The sequence below is a fragment of the Bordetella petrii genome (assembly GCF_000067205.1).
GTDB classification, from domain to species: domain Bacteria; phylum Pseudomonadota; class Gammaproteobacteria; order Burkholderiales; family Burkholderiaceae_B; genus Bordetella_A; species Bordetella_A petrii.
Map to the genome: position 1 here is coordinate 507,445 of NC_010170.1, position 17,742 is coordinate 525,186.

Sequence of the window (17,742 nt, forward strand, 5' to 3'; positions counted from 1 at the left end):
GCCGGGGGGCGCGGCGTCACTCGGGCTGGATGCCCGCCGCCCGGATGACTTTGCCCCATTTGGCCAGTTCGCTGTCCTGGAAGGCCGCAAGCTCGGCCCGGCTGGTCGTCCAGGCCTGGGTGGCGGAGTTCTGGAAGAAGTCGCGCGCCTGCGGGCTGGCCTCGGCCTGGGTGAGCGTCTGCGCGAGCTTGTCGGCGATTTCCGGCGGCGTGCCGGCCGGCACGTAGGCCGCGAACCAGTAGCTCATGTCATAGCCGTCGATGCCGGCCTCTTGCAGAGTAGGCACGTCGGGAAGTTGCGGCAGGCGCCGCGACGTCGAGGCGCCCAGGGGCCGCAGCTTGCCGGCGGCGATCTGGGACAGGCCCGTTACCGTGTCGATCACCATCATGTCGATATGGCCGCCCAGCAAGTCGTTGAGCGCATTCGGGTTGCTGTTGTAGCCCACCCATACGATGTCGGTGCCGGTCAATTGCTTGAACATTTCCCCGGCGATGCGGCTCGATGAGTTGCCACTGCCGAAGGTGAGTTTGCCGGGGTGTTCGCGCGCCTGCCGCACCAGGTCGTCGACGGTGCGATAGGGCGCATCCTCCCGCACCACCAGCACCATGCCGCCCGCGCCCAATCCCGTCAGCGGCGTGAAGTCGGCGCGGGGGTCATAAGGCAGTTTCTTGAAGAGATGCGGATTGGCCACCTGCGTGGTGTTGGTCGTGATCAGCACGGTGTAGCCATCGGGCGCCGCCCGGGCCGCGTGTTGCGCGGCGATCATGCCGCTTGCGCCGGGCCGGTTCTCGACCACCACCGGCTGCCCCAGCAATGGCGTGGCCGATGCCGAAAGCGCGCGCGCCAGCTGGTCGGTGGCGCTGCCCGCGCCGAACGGCACGATGACGGTAACGGGCTTGTCCGGGTATGGCGCGGCCTGCGCCGGCGCGGCGTTCAGGACGAATAGGGTGGCAAGGGCGGCAATGGCGGCGAGGCCGGCGGCGCGACCCAGGCGGCCCAGGTGGAATGCGGCGGTTTTCATGGTGTTGTCTCCTGTTTTAAACCTCTTGGTGGGTGAAGGCGGCCGCTGCGACGGCGGGACAGATGCTGCGCCTGTCAGGCAGTTGTGGGGGTAGCTCTCTGTGCCCGTTGCTGCAAAAACTGGCGCACGACCGTTTTGTGTTCCTGGCCCGTGAGCAGAATGGCCTGCAGCGCGGCCGCGTTTTCCAGTGCCGCGGGCAGGCTCGACTCGGCGGCATCCAGCACCAGGCGCTTGGCCATGCGCAAGGCCTGTGGCGGGTTGCTCGCGATACGCAGCGCCAGATTTCTGCTGTAGGCGTCGAGTTCATCGGGCGCCACCACCTGGTTGACCAGGCCCAGTCGCAAGGCCGTGGGCGCGTCGATGAATTCGCTGGTCAGCGTCAGCTCCAGCGCCTTTGCCGTGCCGACGATGCGCGTCAGGTACCATGCTCCGCCTATGCCCGATACCAGGCCCAGGCGCAGGAAGCTCTCTGCGAACGTGGCTCGGTCGCTGGCCACCCGCAGGTCGCACATCAACGCCAGGTCGCAGCCCGCGCCCACCGCGGCGCCGTTGACTGCCGCGATGGACGGCACTTGCAAAGAGCGCAGGGCAAGCGTGATGCGATGCAGGCTCTGCTTCAGCCGGCTGTGGATGTCGGCCGGCGAGCCTTGCATCAAATCGGCGCCACGCTCCATGTCTTTGACGTTGCCGCCCGTGCAGAAATGCCTGCCTGTGGAGCGCAGCAGCACGCAGTGCACGTCCGGCCGCGTATTGGCGCGCTCGAGCGCCTGGGCCAGCGCTTCGGCCATGTGGGTGGATATTGCGTTCCCGGTCTCCGGGGCGTCCATGCTCAATGTCAGCACGCCGCTGGCACAGTCTTGCCGCACGAGCGTGCGGGAAGGCAGGCTGTCGACGGGCGGCGGGAGTTCATGTGGGTGCATCATGGCTTCCTTTCATGGGGTCAGGCGGGCAGGCCAAGCGCGCCGGCGTTTTCCAGCGTTTCGATGGCGTGCGCGTTGTAGCCGCATTCTTCGAGAATCTGTCGCGTGTGCTCGCCCAGGATGGGTGCGGCCGTGGCGGCGCGCGTGCCGGGAATTGCGTGGGCCGGTCCCGGCACGAACGCCGGCAGGCGCACCGGGCCGGCGATGGGGTGGTCCACCCAGCTGTCGATGCCGCTGGCCGCGTACTCGGGCGAGCGCACCACCTCGTCATACGTCGCGACGGGCGCGCACAGGATGTCGTGGGCCGCCAGCAGTTGCACCCAGGCGTCGGTGTCTTTTTGCCGGAACAGGGGTTCCAGCGCCTGTCTCAGCGCCTGGCGATGCGCGACCCGGCTGGCATTGGAGGCAAAGCGTTCATCGCGCTCCAGCTCGTTCGCGCCCAGGGCCGTGCACAACGCATGCCAGCGTTGGGGATGGTAGGCCGCCACCATGATCCATCCGTCACGGGTCTGGTATGCCTCGTTGGGGGCCGCGTACGGCGCGGCGCTGCCCGTGCGAGCGGGCACCGTATGCGTGGCGAAGTACGAGGCAAAGCCAATCTGCTGCAACATCAGCGTGGCGTTGTACAGGCTGATATCCAGGTGCTCGCCGTGTCCGCGCTGCTGCGCCGAAGCGCGCGCGGCAAGAATGGCGATCGTGGCCAGGTAGCCGGTCACCATGTCGGTGACCGGAATCGACACTTTCACGGGTGCGCCGTCCGGCTCGCCCAGCGTGCTCATCAGGCCGCCCGCCGCCTGGATGATGCCGTCCACGCCAGCACGGTCGCGTAGCGGGCCCTGCTGTCCGTAGGCGGATATCGAGCAATAGACCAGCCTGGGATTGATGGCGGCCAGCGTGGGGTAGTCCAGGCCCAGCCCTTTCATGACGCCGGGCCGGAAGTTCTCGACCACCACGTCGGCGCCGCGCGCCAGCCGTTGCGCCACTTCCCGGCCCTGCGCGCATTTCAGGTCCAGCACGATGCCGCGCTTGCTGCGGTTGACGCTGAGATATACGGCGCTTTCCCCGCCTATCCATGGCGGGCCGATCTGCCGGCCGAGCTCCCCGCCCGGCGGCTCGATCTTGATCACGTCGGCGCCCATGTCGGCCAGCATCATGGTGCAGACAGGGCCTGCCAGGACATGCGAAAAATCGATGACCTTCAATCCGCGCAGACTCTGCTGGAACATTTGCCGCCTCCCTGCGGACGCCGCGATGGCGTCCGTGCATGCTTACTCGTCATGCAGGCAGGATAGGCAGCGGGGCATACGGCGGCAAACGACTTTATCGTCCGCCGGTTTTGACTTTTTGTTAACAGGCAAGGCCGTGCCCGCGTCCGCGCATGGGCTCAGGCCTCGACCATGCCGGCCAGCCAGTCGTGGAATGCGCGCAGGGCCGCGGACGGCGGTTTGCCGGACGGCCAGGCGAAGTAGTAGGTGTAGCCGCCGCGGTCCAGCGTCGGCGACAACGGCGCCACCAGGGTGTGGTCGGCCAGCTCTTTCTCGATCAGCGCCTTTTGCGCGATGGCAACGCCGTGTCCTTCGATAGCGGCCTGATACGCAAGCAGCGAGGTTTCGTACTTCATGCCTTGCGCCGGGTTCACGTCGCGCACGCCAGCCGCGCGCAGCCACAGCATCCAGTCGTCGGAACGCGCCATGGAATGCAGCAGGGTCTGCGAGGCCAGTTGCTTCTTGAACCTGAGCCGCAGCGTTGGCGCGGCAACGGGAACCAGCTCGTTGCGCATCAGTTGCAGCGTACGCATGCCAGGCCACTGTCCATCGCCCAGCTGTATGCCCGCGTCAATGTCCTCGCGCTGAAAGTCGAGGGGCAGGAACGAGGTCGTGACCTGCACGTCGATGTGCTTGTGCTGTTGGTGAAACCCCGCCAGCCGCGGTATCAGCCAGCGCACGGCAAAGGTGGCGGGAGACCTTATACGCAGCGTATTGCTCGCGGTATGGCGGCCCGTGACTGCCAGGGTGGCCGCGCGCAGGGTGGCGAACAGCGGAATCAGGTCAGACAGGTACCGGGCACCGGCGGGGGTAAGCTCGAGTCCGCCGCGCGCGCGCACGAACAGGGCCGTGCCCAGGAACTGTTCCAGCGCGCGCACCTGGCGGCTCACGGCGGCGGGCGTCACGCAAAGCTCGTCCGCCGCCTTGGTGATGCTGAGCAGCCGGCCCGTGGCCTCGAAGGCGCGGGCAGGGTTCAGCGGGGGGAGCAGGTCGCGGTGGGCCATCGATCGGATCAGGGGCGCAAGGTCGCAGACGCGCGTACTATAACGCCGGATCCCGGCCCGCCGCCGCTAAACGTCCTGCCCGGCCGCCAGCACGTACCGCACATCGACGTATTCCTCGATGCCGTGGTGGCTGCCTTCGCGGCCATAGCCGGACTGCTTGACGCCCCCGAAGGGAACCGACGCCGTGCCCACCGATCCGGAATTCAGGATCACCATGCCGGCCTCGATGTCGCGCGCAAGCCGGAAGGCGCGTCCGACGTCCCGCGTGTAGGCATACGCCACCAGGCCGTATTCGGTCTGGTTGGCGCGGCGCACCACTTCGTCTTCGGTGCTGAAGCGATAGAACGGGAACACGGGGCCGAAGATCTCGGTGCGGGCGATGCGCATGTCGTCGTTCAGGCCCGTGAGCACGGTGGGCTCATAGAACAGGCCGCCCTTGGCGTGGGGTCTGCCGCCCAGCACCACCGTCGCGCCATCCCGGCGGCTGTCCTGCACTAGCTGGTCTACCTTCTGCAGGCCGGCCTGGTTGATCAGCGGACCCACCACAAAGTCCGGCCGCATGCCCTGGTCGACAGGGATGCGCGCTACCCGTTCGGCGACTTCTTGCACGAAACGGTCGTAGATGCCGTCATGCACATAGATGCGGTTGGGCGAAATGCATACCTGCCCGGAATTGCGCAGCTTGGCGGCGACCAGGCCGGCCGCCGCCTGCTCCAGCGTGGCGTCATCGAACACGATGAAAGGGGCGTTGCCGCCCAGCTCCAGCGTCATTTTCGTGAGGGTGGCGCCGCTGGCCTGCGCCAGCAACCGCCCCACGGCGGTCGAGCCCGTGAACGATATCTTCCGGATGCGTTCGTCGCCGGTGAACAGCGCGCCGATTTCTGGCGGATTGCCCGTGACCATTTCGAATACGCCCTCCGGGATGCCGGCCTTGCGGGCGTATTCCAGAAGCTTGTAGGCCGTCAGCGGCGTTTCTTCGGATGGCTTGATGATCATGGTGCAGCCGGCCGCCAGCGCGGTGGCGACCTTGCGCGTGATCATCATGAAAGGAAAGTTCCAGGGGGTGATGGCGGCGGTGGGGCCTACCGGCGTCTTCATCACCATGACCGTGGCGTGGGGCGCGTGCGAGGGAATCGTGTCGCCATAGACCCGCTTGGCCTCTTCGGCATACCACTCGATGAAGCCCAGCCCATAGTCGATCTCGCCCAGCGCCTCGGCCAGGCATTTGCCGTTTTCCTGGACCATGATTTCGGCAAACGCCTGCTTGTCGTCCCGGACCAGCTCGAACCAGCGGCGCAGCAGGTCGCCGCGTTCTTTGGCCAGGCGCCGCGACCATGCGGGAAACGCGTCGCAGGTCCGGTCTATGGCGGCTTTTACCTGTGCCGCGTCCATGTGGGGGACTACGCCGACGCGCGAGCCGTCGGCGGGATTGACTACTTCGATCATTGATTCGCTCCTGGAATAGCCTTGCGCCGGCCGCGGGGCGCGCCGCGCAGACGATTGCATAATAGATATGCGCATAGGCTTGAGCCATGGCAGCGAATCTCGTATTCTTGCCTGATTCTATGAATATTCAGAAGCGGTGCGTAGTGCGCGCGCACGGCGCCGCGGCGGCTTCCATGGCCTCATTTCCCCATAGCAATCCTGGCGACGCCCCCGCGCTGCGGCAGCGCATGGTTGCCTTGCTTGAGCGCCTTGCCCCGTGCGAGGGCTACAACCTCACCGCGTTGCCCGACATCCGGCTGCTGCGCTCGAACCGCCCCATGAAAAATGTGCCGGTGCTCTACGACCCCGGCATCGTTATCGTGTGCCAGGGCCGCAAGCGCGGCTATTTTGGCAACCAGCTGTACCTCTACGACGATCAGCACTATCTGGCGGTGGCGGTGCCAGTGCCTTTTACGATGGAAACGGACGCCAGTGCGGAAGAACCCCTGCTGGCGGTCTACATGCACCTGGACTTCAAGCTGGCCGCCGACCTGATGCTGCAGATCGACCAGCTTGGCGGCACAGCGCCCGCGCGGCCGCGCGGCATGGTGTCCACGCCGCTGGATCGGCGCATGGGCGAATCGGTGGTGCGCCTGCTCGAAGCCCTGGGCGAGCCGCTTGAAGCGCCGATCCTGGGGCCGGCGCTGGTGCGGGAAATCTATTTCCACGCGCTCACCGGCGAGCAGGGGGCGTCAATGCGCGCCGCGCTGGCCATGCAGGGCCAATTCGGCAAGATCGCACGGGCCTTGCGGCGCATCCACGCGTCGTTCCATGCGGAGCTGAGCGTGGAGCAGCTGGCCCGCGAGGCTGGCATGAGCGTGGCCACCTTCCATACCCACTTCAAGACGGTGACGCGCTCGTCTCCGGTGCAGTACCTGAAGTCGGTGCGGCTGCACCAGGCCCGCCTGCACATGGTGCGCAACGGCATGACGGCGGCCGCCGCCAGCGCCGAGGTCGGCTACGACAGCCCCTCGCAGTTCAGCCGCGAATTCAAGCGCCTGTTCGGCCGCAGCCCGGTCCAAGAGGTGCGGCGCATGAAAGCGGAGTTCGCCGTGCCGCCTGCGCGGCCGGCTTCGCCATTCGTGTCATCGCACTGAGGCTGTAGCACGGCCTCATCAACAGGCCGCGCGGCGCGCTACGCTTGCGGCACGGTGCGCACGGCGATGCCTGCTTTGGCCAGGGCAGCGCGCAGCGCCTGGGCAAATACCCGGGCGTTGGGCTGATCGCCATGGATGCACAGGGTGTCGGCGCGCACCGGCACGTCGCGGCCGCTGGCCGCGCGCACCACGCCTTCTTGCACCATGCGCAGCACTTGCGCGAGCGACGTGTCCACGTCTTCGATCATGGCGCCCGGCTGGCTGCGCGGGGTCAGCGAACCGTCGTCCTGGTAGGAACGGTCGGCGAATACCTCGTGCGCGGCCGTCAGACCCAGTTGTTCGGCCTCGCTGACCAGGTGGCTGCCGGCCAGGCCGTACAGCACCAGGCTGGCATCGACATCCCGCACCGCGCGGCAGATGGCCTGCGCCAGCGCCGCGTCCTTGGCCGCCATGTTGTACAGCGCGCCATGCGGTTTGACGTGATGCAGCCGCACGCCCTGGCTGGCCGCCACCGCGGCCAGCGCGCCAACCTGGTACACGACCATGTCGTAGGCCTCCTGGGGCGTGATCTGCATTGCGCGGCGGCCAAAGCCCACCAGGTCGGGCAGGCTGGGGTGCGCGCCCACCGCGACGTTGCGCGACCGCGCCGCGGCCACGGTCTTGCGCATGGTGGACGGGTCGCCGCCATGAAAGCCACAGGCCACGTTGGCCGAGCTGACGAATTCGAGCACGGCTTCGTCATTGCCCATGTGCCAGGCGCCGTAGCTTTCGCCCATGTCGCAGTTCAGGTCGATGGCGGAACTCATGCGGATGTCCTCAAGTGTGGAGCAGCGCGCGCAGCGGGGCCAGCGCGTCCTGCAATTGGGCGAACGCATCTTCGCGTTCGCCGTCGAGCTGTTGTGCCTCGTCCAGTTCGATGCGGGCGAACCGCAGCACCTGGCCGGGCCCGCGTTGCGCCAGGGCGGGCAGGTCGGCCGAGATGACCTGGGCCAGCTTGGGGTAGCCGCCGGTGGTCTGGCGGTCGGCCATCAGCACGATGGCCTGGCCGCCCGCCGGCACTTGCATGGTGCCATAGCTGGCCGCTTCGGACAGGATCTGGCGCGGCGCTGTCATGGACAGGGGCGGGCCGTCCAGCCGGTAGCCCATGCGGTCTGATTGCACACTGATGCGGAACTCGGCGTGCAGCAGATGGCGGTGCGATTCGGCATCGAACTCGTCCCAGTGTATGCCCGGCAGCACGCGCAAGTGGCTGCGGGGGCGCGGGGCCAGCGTGGCCGGCAGGTAGATGCGCTGCTGCCACAGGGCCCGGGCCAGGCGTTCGAGCGCGGCCGGCTCGCCGGGCAGCGCTGCCGCCAGGCCGATCGTGTCGCCCCTGGCCAGCGCGCGGCCGGCATGCCCGCCGAAACCGCCGCGCAAATACGTGCTGGCGCTGCCCAGCACCGGGGCCAGCGCGTAGCCGCCATGCACGGCCAGGTAGGCGCGGATGCCGCCATCGGGCGGCGCCGTGCCGAACGCCAGCACATCGCCGGCGCGCGCCACCAGCGGCCGGTGGCAAGGAACGGCAGAGCCGTTCAGGGTGGCGCGCAGGTCGGCTCCGCCAATGGCGAAGCAGGCAGGCGCCTCGAAGCGCAGACTCGGGCCGGCCAGGGTGATTTCCAGGGTGGCATGGTCGGCTTCGTTGCCGGCCAGCAGGTTGGCCAGACGGTGCGCGCGGGCGTCCATGGCGCCGCACACGGGCACGCCCAGATGCTGGCTGCCGGTGCGGCCGGTGTCCTGGAAGCTGGACAGCAGCCCTGGCTTGAGTACCGTGATGCTCATCGGGCCGCCTCGCGCAGGCGCCCGAACTCGGCGGGCGTGATAGGCACGAAGCGCACGGTGTCGCCGGGCTGCAGCAGCGCGGCCGGCTCGCGCGCGGGGTCGAACAACGCCACCGGCGTGGCGCCGATGATGTTCCAGCCGCCCGGCAACTGGCTGGGATAAAGCACGCTCTGGCGGTTGGCCACGGCCACCGAGCCGGCCGGTACCGCCGTGCGCGGCGAGGCGCGCCGCGGAATGTTCAGCCGCTCGTCGTGCACGCCCAGGTAGGGGGCGCCCGGCGCGAAGCCCAGCATGAACACCAGGTTGTCCGGGCCGGCATGCAGCTGGACCACCTCGTCGGCAGAGATGCCTGCATGGCGCGCCACTTCGTCCAGGTCGGGGCCGTATTCGCCGCCATAGCACACGGGGATGTCGATCCGGCGGCCCGCCTGCGCGTCTGTCGTCACGCCCTGGGCGAGTATCTGCTCGACCTGCGCGGCCAGCTGCGGGTAGCGCGGCCCCTGGCTGCCAGCCGGCCGGTAGTGCACGGCCACGGCCACGAACGAAGGCACCACGTCGGTGACGCCGGGCAGTTGCGCCTGGCGCAGCATGCGCGCTGCGGCCAGGCACAGGCGGCCGGTATTGATATCGATGCCGTCGCCGAAATAAACCAGCAGGCAGCGGTCGCCTTGCGGCTGGATGCGCCAGGCGGCGGGGGAAGCGGGCGGGATAGTATTCAACGGCGCAACCGCCTTGGTGCGGTCCTACTTGGCAAACAGGGAGTCCATGTTCTTGAACGACTTGAATTCCAGCGCGTTGCCCGACGGGTCCAGGAAGAACATGGTGGCCTGTTCGCCCACTTCGCCCTTGAAGCGGATGTAGGGCTCGATGACGAACTTGGTGCCCGCGTCGGTCAGCTTCTTGGCCAGCGCTTCCCAGTCGGCCATGGGCAGCACGGCGCCGAAGTGGCGCACCGGCACGTCTTTCGAATCGACCGAGCTGGTGGATTTATGGCCGCACTCGTCAGGCGACAGGTGGGCGACGATCTGGTGGCCGTAGAAATTGAAGTCGACCCATTCGGCCGAGCTGCGGCCTTCGGGACAGCCCAGCAGTTCACCGTAGAACGCGCGGGCTTCGGCCAGGTCGCGCACGGGGAAGGCCAGGTGGAATGGGGGCAGGGAGGTGGATGCGGTCATGGGGGCTCCAGATGCGGCAAGAGTAAAACAAAATCAGCAGGCCCGGGCTACCCGGGCGGCAGACGCGGCCGGGAAGCGGGGGAATGAAGCGCGGGAATACATGGCTATCAGTTTAGCGATTGTTTTTTTGATCGAAAAACGATATTTTTTTGCTCTGAGCAGCAATAAAATTGATTGTGATCCGAGAATTCAAGACCTTCATCGCCGTGGCGCGCGATGGCACGTTTACCGGGGCGGGCCGCCAGCTGGGGCTGACGCAGTCGGCCGTCAGCGCGCAGATGCGCCGCCTGGAAGATTATCTGGGCGTGGCGCTGTTCGAACGCACCGCCAAATCGGCGGTGCTGAACGCGGCAGGCCGCGAGATGCTGCCCCAGGCCGAAGAACTGGTGGCCCTGGCCGAGCGCATGGCCAGTTCGGCCGGCGCGGGCCATGTCAGCGGGCTGCTGCGGATAGGGGCTATTGCATCGGCGCAGCAGGGTTTGCTGGTTGATGCGCTGGCGCAGTTCCGCATAGCGTTTCCGGATGTGCGCGTGCGCGTGGTGCCGGGTGTGTCGCTGTCATTGCTGGGCCAGGTCGACGCGGGCGAGATTGACATGGCGGTGCTGATCCGGCCGCCTTTTGCGCTGCCGCCCGAACTGGCCTGGCGGCCGCTGCTGCGCGAGCCGGTGCTGCTGGCCGCGCCCGCCGGCTTGCCCGTGCAGCCTTGGCGCGAGCTGCTGGCCGGCCAGCCGTTCATCCGCTACGACCGCTCGTCGTTCGGCGGACGTCTGGTGGATGTGTTCCTGAAAAAGCACCGCGTCGCCGTGCGCGAGGCGGTGGAGCTGGACGAAATGGAAGCCATCGCCAACCTGGTCAGGCGCGGCCTGGGCGTGGCGCTGCTGCCGCGCACCCGGCAGTTCGACGACGCGGGCCTGCGCCTGTACGACCTGGGCGAGGCCGGCTTCAACCGCGACATCGGCCTGGCCGCGCGCCTGCCGCACGACCCCGCCTCGCCGGCGGGGCACCTGGCCGAATGCCTGCAGCAGGCCGCGCAACTGGCCGGTGCCTGACACCCTGGCGGGAGTCAGACACCTGGTGGTGGGCCTGGTGTCAGGCTCCGCAGGTGCCTGACACCGTCGTGTGTGGGGCTGTCTCAATAGGTCGGTGTCTGACACCCTGGCGGGAGTCAGACACCTGGTGGTGGGCCTGGTGTCAGGCTCCGCAGGGTGCCTGACACTGTCGTGTGTGGGGCTGTCTCAATAGGTCGGTGTCTGACACCCTGGCGGGAGTCAGACACCTGGTGGTGGGGCTGGTGTCAGGCTCCCCGCCGGGTGCCTGACACCGTTGTGTGTGGGGCTGTTTCAATAGGCCGGAGTCTGACACCCTGGCGGGAGTCAGACACCTGGTGGTGGGGCTGGTGTCAGGCTCCCCGCGGGTGCCTGACACCGTTGTGTGTGGGGCTGTTTCAATAGGCCGGAGTCTGACACCCTGGCGGGAGTCAGACACCTGGTGGTGGGGCTGGTGTCAGGCTCCCCGCGGGTGCCTGACACCGTTGTGTGTGGGGCTGTCTCAATAGGTCGGTGTCTGACACCCTGGCGGGATTCAGACACCTGGTGGTGGGTCTGGTGTCAGGCTCCCCGCGGGTGCCTGACACCGTTGTGTGTGGGGCTGTCCCAATAGGTTGGTGTCTGACACCCTGGCGGGAGTCAGACACCTGGTTGCGTGCTGGCCTGGTTGCGTGCGAGCGCCTGGCAACGCTTTCCTACACCAGGTCGCAGCGGACGGTGATGGGGTGGCTGCGCAGCGCCGCCATGACGATGTCGCTGACCTCGCCGTCCACGTCGGTGATCACGTAGCCGATCTGGCCGCGGGTCTGCAGGCTTTGGCTGACGATGTTCAGGCCCTGTTCGGCCAGCAGGTTGTCCAGCGCGCCCAGGGCGCCGGGGGCGTTGCGGTGCACGTGCAGGATGCGGGCCGCGCCCACGCGTTCCAGGTAGGGCAGTTCGGGGAAGTTGACGGCGCTCTTGGTGGTGCCGGCCTGCAGGAAGCGCACCAGCTTCTCGGCCACCTCGCGGCCGATGTTTTCCTGCGACTCTTGCGTGCTGCCGCCGATGTGCGGCGTGAGCAGCACGTTGGGCATGCCGATCAGCGGGCTGGCCAGCGGCTCGTCGACGCTCTTGGGTTCGGTGGGAAACACGTCCAGCGCCGCGCCCGCCAGGTGGCCCGAGGCCAGCGCCGCGTGCAGCGCCTGGATGTCGACCACCGTGCCGCGCGAGGCGTTGATCAGGATGGAGCCGCGCCGCATGCGCGCCAGCGCTTCGGCGTTGATGATGTTTTCAGTGCTCTTGCCGCCCGGCACGTGCAGCGTGACCACGTCGGCCTGTTCCAGCAATTCGTGCAGCGAGCCGGCGGCGCGGGCGTTGCCCAGCGGCAGCTTGGCTTCCACGTCGAAGAACACCACGCGCATGCCGATGCTTTCGGCCAGCGTGCTGATCTGCGAGCCGATGTTGCCGTAGCCGACAATGCCCAGCGTCTTGCCACGCGTTTCGAAGGCGCCGGCGGCCGACTTGTCCCAGTGGCCCAGGTGCACGCGCGCGTTTTTCTCGGGAATGCGCCGCAGCAGCAGGATGGCTTCGCCAAGCACCAGTTCGGCCACCGAGCGCGTGTTGGAAAACGGCGCATTGAACACCGGCACACCGCGTTGCATGGCGCCGTTCAGGTCGACCTGGTTGGTGCCGATGCAGAAGCAGCCAACCACGCGCAGTTCGGGCGCGGCCGCCAGCGCGTCCGCGTCGAGGTGCGTGCGCGAGCGAATGCCGGCGACCTGCGCGTCGCGCAGGGCTTCGCGCAGCTCGGCGGGCGGCAGGGCGCCGGCGTGCGTGGCGATGTCGGTGTAGCCGGCGGCATTGAATACTTCGCGCGCGCTGGGATGGATGTTCTCGAACAGGACGATCTGGGCCATAGGTGCGACAGCAGGGAAAGTGAATGGAAACTCTTTCCCTTATTGTGGCGCAGTTTGCCGCCCGGGCAGGCAGAGGCCATTAGGCCGGTGTGGCGATCAGGCCGCCACGACCCGCTCGGCCGGAAAGTGCAGGGCGAAGACGCTGCCTTTGCCGACTTCGCTGGTAATCAGCAATTCGGCATCATGGCGGATGGCGATGTGCTTGGTAATGGCCAGGCCCAGGCCGGTGCCGCCGGCAGCGCGCGAACGGCCGCGGTCGACGCGGTAGAAGCGTTCGGTCAGCCGCGGCAGGTGCAGCGCCGCGATGCCGATGCCGGTGTCCTGCACGCTGAAGCGTGCCGCGCCGTCGGCCTCGCCTTGCCAGCGCACGGTGATCCTGCCGCCATCGGGCGTGTAGCGCACGGCATTGGTCAGCAGGTTCGACATGGCCGAGGCCAGTTCGGTTTCGGCGCCCAGCACGTCGAGCGATTCATCGATGTGCCAGGCAAAGTCGTGGCGGCCCGCCGACAGGGCCTCGATCTGCTGGCGCGCCGTGCGCAGCAGGCCGGGCAGGTTGACCGCGCGCGGATCGGTGCCGGGTGACGATTCCAGCGTCGAGAGCGTCAGCAGGTCTTCGACAATGGCCTGCATGCGCTGCGCCTGCTCGTGCATCATGCTCATGTACTGTTCGCGCTGCTCGTCGTCCAGGGCGTCGGCCGGCATGTCGCGCAGCGTTTCCAGGAAGCCCGCCAGCACCGTCAGGGGCGTGCGCAGTTCGTGCGACACGTTGGCGACGAAGTCGCGCCGCGTGGTTTCGAGCTTTTCGATCTGCGTCACGTCGCGCGTGATCAGCAGCCGCCGGTTGCTGGCGTAGGCGGCCAGGTGCATCATCATGACGCGTTCCTGGCCGGCGTGCGCCAGCCGCACCAGGATGGGCTCGGGCCAGTCGTCGCGGTGCGCGTAGGCCACGAATTCGGGCGCGCGCAGCAGGTTCAGCAGATTGTGGCCGCGGTCGGCCGGCAGGCTCAGGCCCAGGTGATGGCGCGCCACGCGGTTGCACCATTCGATCTGGAAGTCCTCGTTCAGCGTTACCACGCCATCGGGCAGCGCCTGCGCGGCGGCCAGCATGCCCTGCACGGTCTCGCGGGTTTCGGCCAGTTCGCGCGCACGGGCCCGCGTGTAGCGGTACAGTGGCGCCAGGATGTCGTCCCAGGGGCCCACCGAGGCCGGCGGCGAGGTCTCGGGGTGGTGGGCCCAGTACGACACCGCGCGCAGCCGCCAGCTGCGCCAGAACAGCATGGCCAGCAGGGCCGCGCAGAATATCACCCAGCCGACCGGATCGCCGGCCAGCCATTGCATGAACAACGCCACGGCCGCCCACAGGGCGACCAGGAACAAAGTGCGCAGCCAGATCATCGTGGCGATGTTTTACCGTGCCGGGAGCTGTGCGGTAAACCGATAGCCGCTGCCGCGCACGGTTTCGACGTGCGCATCGTGCCCCGACGGTTCCAGCGCTTTGCGCAAGCGGCGGATGTGCACGTCGACCGTGCGTTCTTCCACAAAGACGTGGTCGCCCCACACCTGGTCGAGCAGTTGCGAGCGCGAGAAGACCCGTTCCGGGTGGGTCATGAAGAAATGCAGCAGGCGGAATTCGGTTGGTCCGATGGACAGCGCCTGCTCGTGTCCCGACAGGCGGTGCGTGACGGGATCGAGCTTCAGCCCGCCGACATCGATGATGTCGTCGGTGAGCTGCGGCGCGCGGCGCCGCAGCACCGCCTTGATGCGCGCCATTAGTTCCTTGGGCGAGAAGGGCTTGGTGATGTAGTCGTCGGCGCCGGCTTCCAGACCCTCGACCTTGTCCTGCTCGGCGCCCTTGGCGGTCAGCATGATGACCGGCACGGCGCGGGTGCGTTCGTCGTCGCGCAGCTTGCGCGCCAGGGTCAGGCCCGAGGTGCCGGGCAGCATCCAGTCGAGCAGGATCAGGTCGGGGAGTTCCGCGCGGATCAGGGTATGAGCCTGTTCAGCGTCGAAAGCGCGCAGGACTTTGTGGCCGGCGAACGACAGGTTGACGGCGATGAGCTCCTGGATGGCGGGTTCGTCTTCGACGACAAGAATGGTGCTGGACATGGCTGTGAAGGCTGGCAGTGGGCGCCATGGGCGGCGCGAACATTGCGATAGTATGGCCGGAATATTTCAGGTATGTGACCACAGGCGGGACAACCCCTGGCCATATATATTGATTCGCTGCGGCGCCCCCGGAGCCCGGGATTCCGCCCGGCAAGGCCTGATCGGCTACCATTGCCCCATATACGGGACTTTCACCATGCAACAACATTCCACCCCCGCTTCCGATTCGGACGCCAGCACCACGCATTTCGGGTTTCAATCAGTCCCCGAAAACGAGAAGGCCCGCAAGGTGGCCGAGGTCTTCCACTCCGTGGCGTCCCGCTACGATGTCATGAACGACCTGATGTCCGGCGGCCTGCATCGCGCCTGGAAGGCCTTCACTATCGGCCGCGCCGCGATCCGGCCGGGCATGAAAGTGCTGGACATCGCCGGCGGCACCGGCGACCTGGCGAAGGCGTTCGCGCGCCGGGCCGGCGCCACGGGCGAGGTGTGGCTGACCGACATCAACGATTCCATGCTGCGCGTGGGACGCGACCGCCTGACCGATGCCGGCCTGCTGCTGCCCACCGCCGTGTGCGACGCCGAGCGCCTGCCGTTTCCGTCCGGGTACTTCGACCGCGTCAGCGTGGCCTTCGGCCTGCGCAACATGACCCACAAAGACCGCGCGCTGGCCGAAATGACGCGCGTGCTCAAGCCGGGCGGCAAGCTGCTGGTGCTGGAGTTCTCGCGGGTGGCCAAGCCGCTCGCGCCGGTGTACGACTGGTACTCGTTCAATATATTGCCCTGGCTGGGCAAGAAAGTGGCGGGCGACGAGGCCAGCTACCGCTACCTGGCCGAGTCCATCCGCATGCATCCCGACCAGGACACCCTGGCCGACATGATGCGCACCGCCGGCCTCGAACGGGTGCAGTACTTCAACCTGACCGCCGGCGTTGTCGCCCTGCACGAGGGCGTGCGGCTGGGCTGAGCGCCCGGCCGCGGGGAACTTGTTCCCTGCCGGCTTGTCCGTTATTCTTCAGGTATTCAGTTTTTTGTAAGAAACCTGACCAGAACAATCGCCGGCCGCGCCGCGGCCTGGCGGCGCCCCTGTTTAGGGGGGCGCCATTGCGCTCAAGGAGTCACGCAATATGTCCCGTCCCGGAATCACCCGGTTGCTCGCTGCTGCGCTGATCGCCGTCGCCGGAACCGCCATGCTGGCGGTGTCGTTCGACGCCGAGGCCCGCCGCATGGGCGGTGGCGGCAGCTTTGGCCGCCAGTCCAGCAATATTACCCAGCAGCGCCAGGCCACCACGCCGTCCACGGCTACCACCACCAACCGCTCCACGGCGCCGGCCACGGGCGCCGCTGCCGGCACCGCCGCGGCGGGCACGGCCGCCAAGAGCGGCATGTCGCGCTGGCTGGGTCCCATTGCCGGCATCGCCGCAGGCCTGGGCATTGCCGCGTTGCTGTCGCATCTGGGCCTGTCGGGCGCTTTTGCCGAATTCCTGTCCAGCATGCTGCTGATCGGGCTGGTCGTGTTCGCCGTGCTGTTCATCGTGCGCCGGCTGCGCGGCGTCGGTCCGCGCCATGCCACCCAGGGCGCCTATGGCGCGGCGCGCCAAGAGCACGCCGGCCAGGGCCAGCAACCCATGTGGCGCCAGTCGGCGGGCGCATCGGCGGGCTCGGCCGCCTCGCCGGCCGCGGCCGCGGCGCCTGCTCCGGCCGCCGGCCTGCCCGCGGCGGACGACGACAACAACTGGTATATCCCCGGCGATTTCAACACCACCGAATTCCTGAAAAAAGCCAAAGAGCAGTTCGTGCAGATCCAGGCCATCTGGGACAGCGGCGACACCGACCGCCTGCGCGAATTCCTCACCGACGACCTCATCGCCGAACTGAAGCAGCAACTGGCCGAGCGCGGCGCCGCGCCCAACCAGACCGAAGTGGTGCTGCTCAATGCCGAACTGCTGGGCATCGAAACCGTGTCCGACGGCCATCTGGCCAGCGTGCGGTTCTCGGGCATGCTGCGCGAGGCCCCCGGCACCGAAGCCTTCCGCTTCGAGGAAATCTGGAACCTGTTCAAGCCCCAGCAAGGCGGCTGGCTGCTGGCGGGCATCCAGCAAATTCCCGTCGAATACGCCAGCTGACGGCCGGCGGGCGCCGCCGCGCGCCCCGCCGCGCATGGCTTGCCGCCCCGCACGCGGGGCAGGCGCGCGCCCGACCCGGTAAACTCCGGGTTTGACCGTTTAATCGGCCGGGCCTGCGGCAGGCCGGCCCGCCCCGCATCGATGCTGCCTTCTTCCATATTGCCCAACCCTGCGCGCCTGGCCGTTCGGGCGCTGAATGCCTTGCTGGCGCGCGAAGCATGGGCGCGCGAGCGCCTGGCGCGCCACGCGGGCAAGACGGTGCGTTTTGCGGTGGGCGGCTTCACGGCGGGACTGGCGGTCAACAGCGAAGGCTACGCCGACCCGGCCGACTCGGCCGTGGTGCCCGACGTCATTCTTACCGTCGACCCGGCCAAGTTCAATCCGCTGCGCCTGCTGCCCGGGCAAGACAAACCCGACGTGGCCGAGGCTACCCACATCGAGGGCGATGCCGCGCTGGCGCGCGTGGTGGCCGACCTGGCCGCCAGCCTGCGCTGGGACCCCGAAGACGATCTGGCCCGCGTAGTGGGCGATATTCCGGCGGCGCGCCTGGTTGCGGGCGCGCGCGCAGCCCACCAGGGCGCGCGTGCCGCGGCGGCCAGCCTGGGGCGCAATGTGTCCGAATACCTGGCCGAAGAGCGCGGCGTGTTGGCTGGCGCGCCGCTGCTGGCCCAATGGCAGCAAGACCTGGCTGAACTCGGCCGGCACGGCGATGCCGTGGCGCGGCGGGCAGCCGACCTGGACGCGCGGCTGGCCCGTCTGGCCAGGCAGCGGGGCGCCTGAAGCC

The 17,742-nt window shown here is 67.9% G+C and carries 17 protein-coding genes; 5 read left to right on the forward strand and 12 right to left on the reverse strand.

The annotated features are described in order from the left end of the window. Positions 1 to 16: 16 nt before the first annotated feature. The 5 genes from BPET_RS02340 to BPET_RS02360 form a co-directional block, all read right to left on the reverse strand. Complete coding sequence (locus BPET_RS02340; protein WP_012247491.1) at positions 17 to 1,021, reverse strand: Bug family tripartite tricarboxylate transporter substrate binding protein; 1,005 nt, start codon at positions 1,019 to 1,021, stop codon at positions 17 to 19. Positions 1,022 to 1,095: 74 nt separating this feature from the next. Then, positions 1,096 to 1,944, reverse strand: a complete 849-nt coding sequence (locus tag BPET_RS02345) for an enoyl-CoA hydratase-related protein (RefSeq protein WP_012247492.1) — start codon at positions 1,942 to 1,944, stop codon at positions 1,096 to 1,098. A 17-nt stretch (positions 1,945 to 1,961) separates the two neighbouring features. Next, positions 1,962 to 3,167 carry a CaiB/BaiF CoA transferase family protein gene (locus BPET_RS02350; RefSeq protein WP_012247493.1) on the reverse strand — a complete coding sequence of 402 codons (1,206 nt, stop codon included), beginning with the start codon at positions 3,165 to 3,167 and terminating at the stop codon, positions 1,962 to 1,964. A 158-nt stretch (positions 3,168 to 3,325) separates the two neighbouring features. Further along, positions 3,326 to 4,210: a LysR substrate-binding domain-containing protein gene (locus BPET_RS02355; protein ID WP_012247494.1), complete on the reverse strand. Its 885-nt coding sequence runs from the start codon at positions 4,208 to 4,210 to the stop codon at positions 3,326 to 3,328. A gap of 66 nt (positions 4,211 to 4,276) precedes the next feature. Continuing rightward, the gene (locus BPET_RS02360; RefSeq protein ID WP_012247495.1) at positions 4,277 to 5,656 is read right to left on the reverse strand and encodes an NAD-dependent succinate-semialdehyde dehydrogenase; all 1,380 of its coding nucleotides are present in this window, start codon (positions 5,654 to 5,656) and stop codon (positions 4,277 to 4,279) included. Positions 5,657 to 5,829: 173 nt separating this feature from the next. Here BPET_RS02360 and BPET_RS02365 point away from each other — a divergent pair, with 173 nt between their 5' ends. After that, positions 5,830 to 6,792 (forward strand): AraC family transcriptional regulator, encoded by a 963-nt coding sequence (locus BPET_RS02365; RefSeq protein ID WP_041863423.1) that lies wholly within the window; start codon positions 5,830 to 5,832, stop codon positions 6,790 to 6,792. A 38-nt stretch (positions 6,793 to 6,830) separates the two neighbouring features. On the opposite strand, the gene BPET_RS02370 is transcribed toward BPET_RS02365, so the two are convergent. From BPET_RS02370 to BPET_RS02385, 4 genes are read right to left on the reverse strand one after another with little or no spacing between them, the layout of a single operon-like run. Further along, entirely contained in the window at positions 6,831 to 7,598 is a 768-nt protein-coding gene (locus BPET_RS02370) for a LamB/YcsF family protein (protein ID WP_041862648.1), read from the reverse strand. A gap of 10 nt (positions 7,599 to 7,608) precedes the next feature. Next, positions 7,609 to 8,610 (reverse strand): 5-oxoprolinase subunit C family protein, encoded by a 1,002-nt coding sequence (locus tag BPET_RS02375; RefSeq protein ID WP_012247498.1) that lies wholly within the window; start codon positions 8,608 to 8,610, stop codon positions 7,609 to 7,611. Next, a complete protein-coding gene (gene pxpB, locus BPET_RS02380) occupies positions 8,607 to 9,329 on the reverse strand; it encodes a 5-oxoprolinase subunit PxpB (RefSeq protein WP_012247499.1) in 723 nt (240 codons plus the stop codon). The genes BPET_RS02375 and pxpB overlap by 4 nt, the downstream gene beginning before the upstream one ends. Positions 9,330 to 9,353: 24 nt before the next feature. Next, complete coding sequence (locus BPET_RS02385) at positions 9,354 to 9,785, reverse strand: VOC family protein (protein ID WP_012247500.1); 432 nt, start codon at positions 9,783 to 9,785, stop codon at positions 9,354 to 9,356. Between the two features lie 176 nt (positions 9,786 to 9,961). On the opposite strand from BPET_RS02385, the gene BPET_RS02390 reads away from it, so the two are divergent. Then, on the forward strand, positions 9,962 to 10,834 hold the full coding sequence (locus BPET_RS02390; RefSeq protein WP_012247501.1) for a LysR family transcriptional regulator: 873 nt from the start codon (positions 9,962 to 9,964) through the stop codon (positions 10,832 to 10,834). A gap of 692 nt (positions 10,835 to 11,526) precedes the next feature. On the opposite strand, the gene serA is transcribed toward BPET_RS02390, so the two are convergent. The 3 genes from serA to phoB all read right to left on the reverse strand — a co-directional run bounded on the left by serA (position 11,527) and on the right by phoB (position 14,832). After that, the gene (serA, locus tag BPET_RS02395; RefSeq protein ID WP_012247502.1) at positions 11,527 to 12,726 is read right to left on the reverse strand and encodes a phosphoglycerate dehydrogenase; all 1,200 of its coding nucleotides are present in this window, start codon (positions 12,724 to 12,726) and stop codon (positions 11,527 to 11,529) included. 96 nt (positions 12,727 to 12,822) lie between these two features. Beyond that, on the reverse strand, positions 12,823 to 14,121 hold the full coding sequence (phoR, locus tag BPET_RS02400) for a phosphate regulon sensor histidine kinase PhoR (protein WP_012247503.1): 1,299 nt from the start codon (positions 14,119 to 14,121) through the stop codon (positions 12,823 to 12,825). Between the two features lie 12 nt (positions 14,122 to 14,133). Then, on the reverse strand, positions 14,134 to 14,832 hold the full coding sequence (gene phoB, locus BPET_RS02405) for a phosphate regulon transcriptional regulator PhoB (RefSeq protein WP_012247504.1): 699 nt from the start codon (positions 14,830 to 14,832) through the stop codon (positions 14,134 to 14,136). A gap of 196 nt (positions 14,833 to 15,028) precedes the next feature. On the opposite strand from phoB, the gene ubiE reads away from it, so the two are divergent. The 3 genes from ubiE (at position 15,029) to BPET_RS02420 (ending at position 17,738) form a co-directional block, all read left to right on the forward strand. Next, complete coding sequence (gene ubiE / locus BPET_RS02410; RefSeq protein ID WP_012247505.1) at positions 15,029 to 15,799, forward strand: bifunctional demethylmenaquinone methyltransferase/2-methoxy-6-polyprenyl-1,4-benzoquinol methylase UbiE; 771 nt, start codon at positions 15,029 to 15,031, stop codon at positions 15,797 to 15,799. 160 nt (positions 15,800 to 15,959) lie between these two features. Next, on the forward strand, positions 15,960 to 16,958 hold the full coding sequence (locus BPET_RS02415) for a Tim44 domain-containing protein (protein ID WP_012247506.1): 999 nt from the start codon (positions 15,960 to 15,962) through the stop codon (positions 16,956 to 16,958). 141 nt (positions 16,959 to 17,099) lie between these two features. Then, a complete protein-coding gene (locus BPET_RS02420; RefSeq protein ID WP_041862649.1) occupies positions 17,100 to 17,738 on the forward strand; it encodes a ubiquinone biosynthesis accessory factor UbiJ in 639 nt (212 codons plus the stop codon). The last annotated feature ends 4 nt before the right edge of the window (positions 17,739 to 17,742 follow it).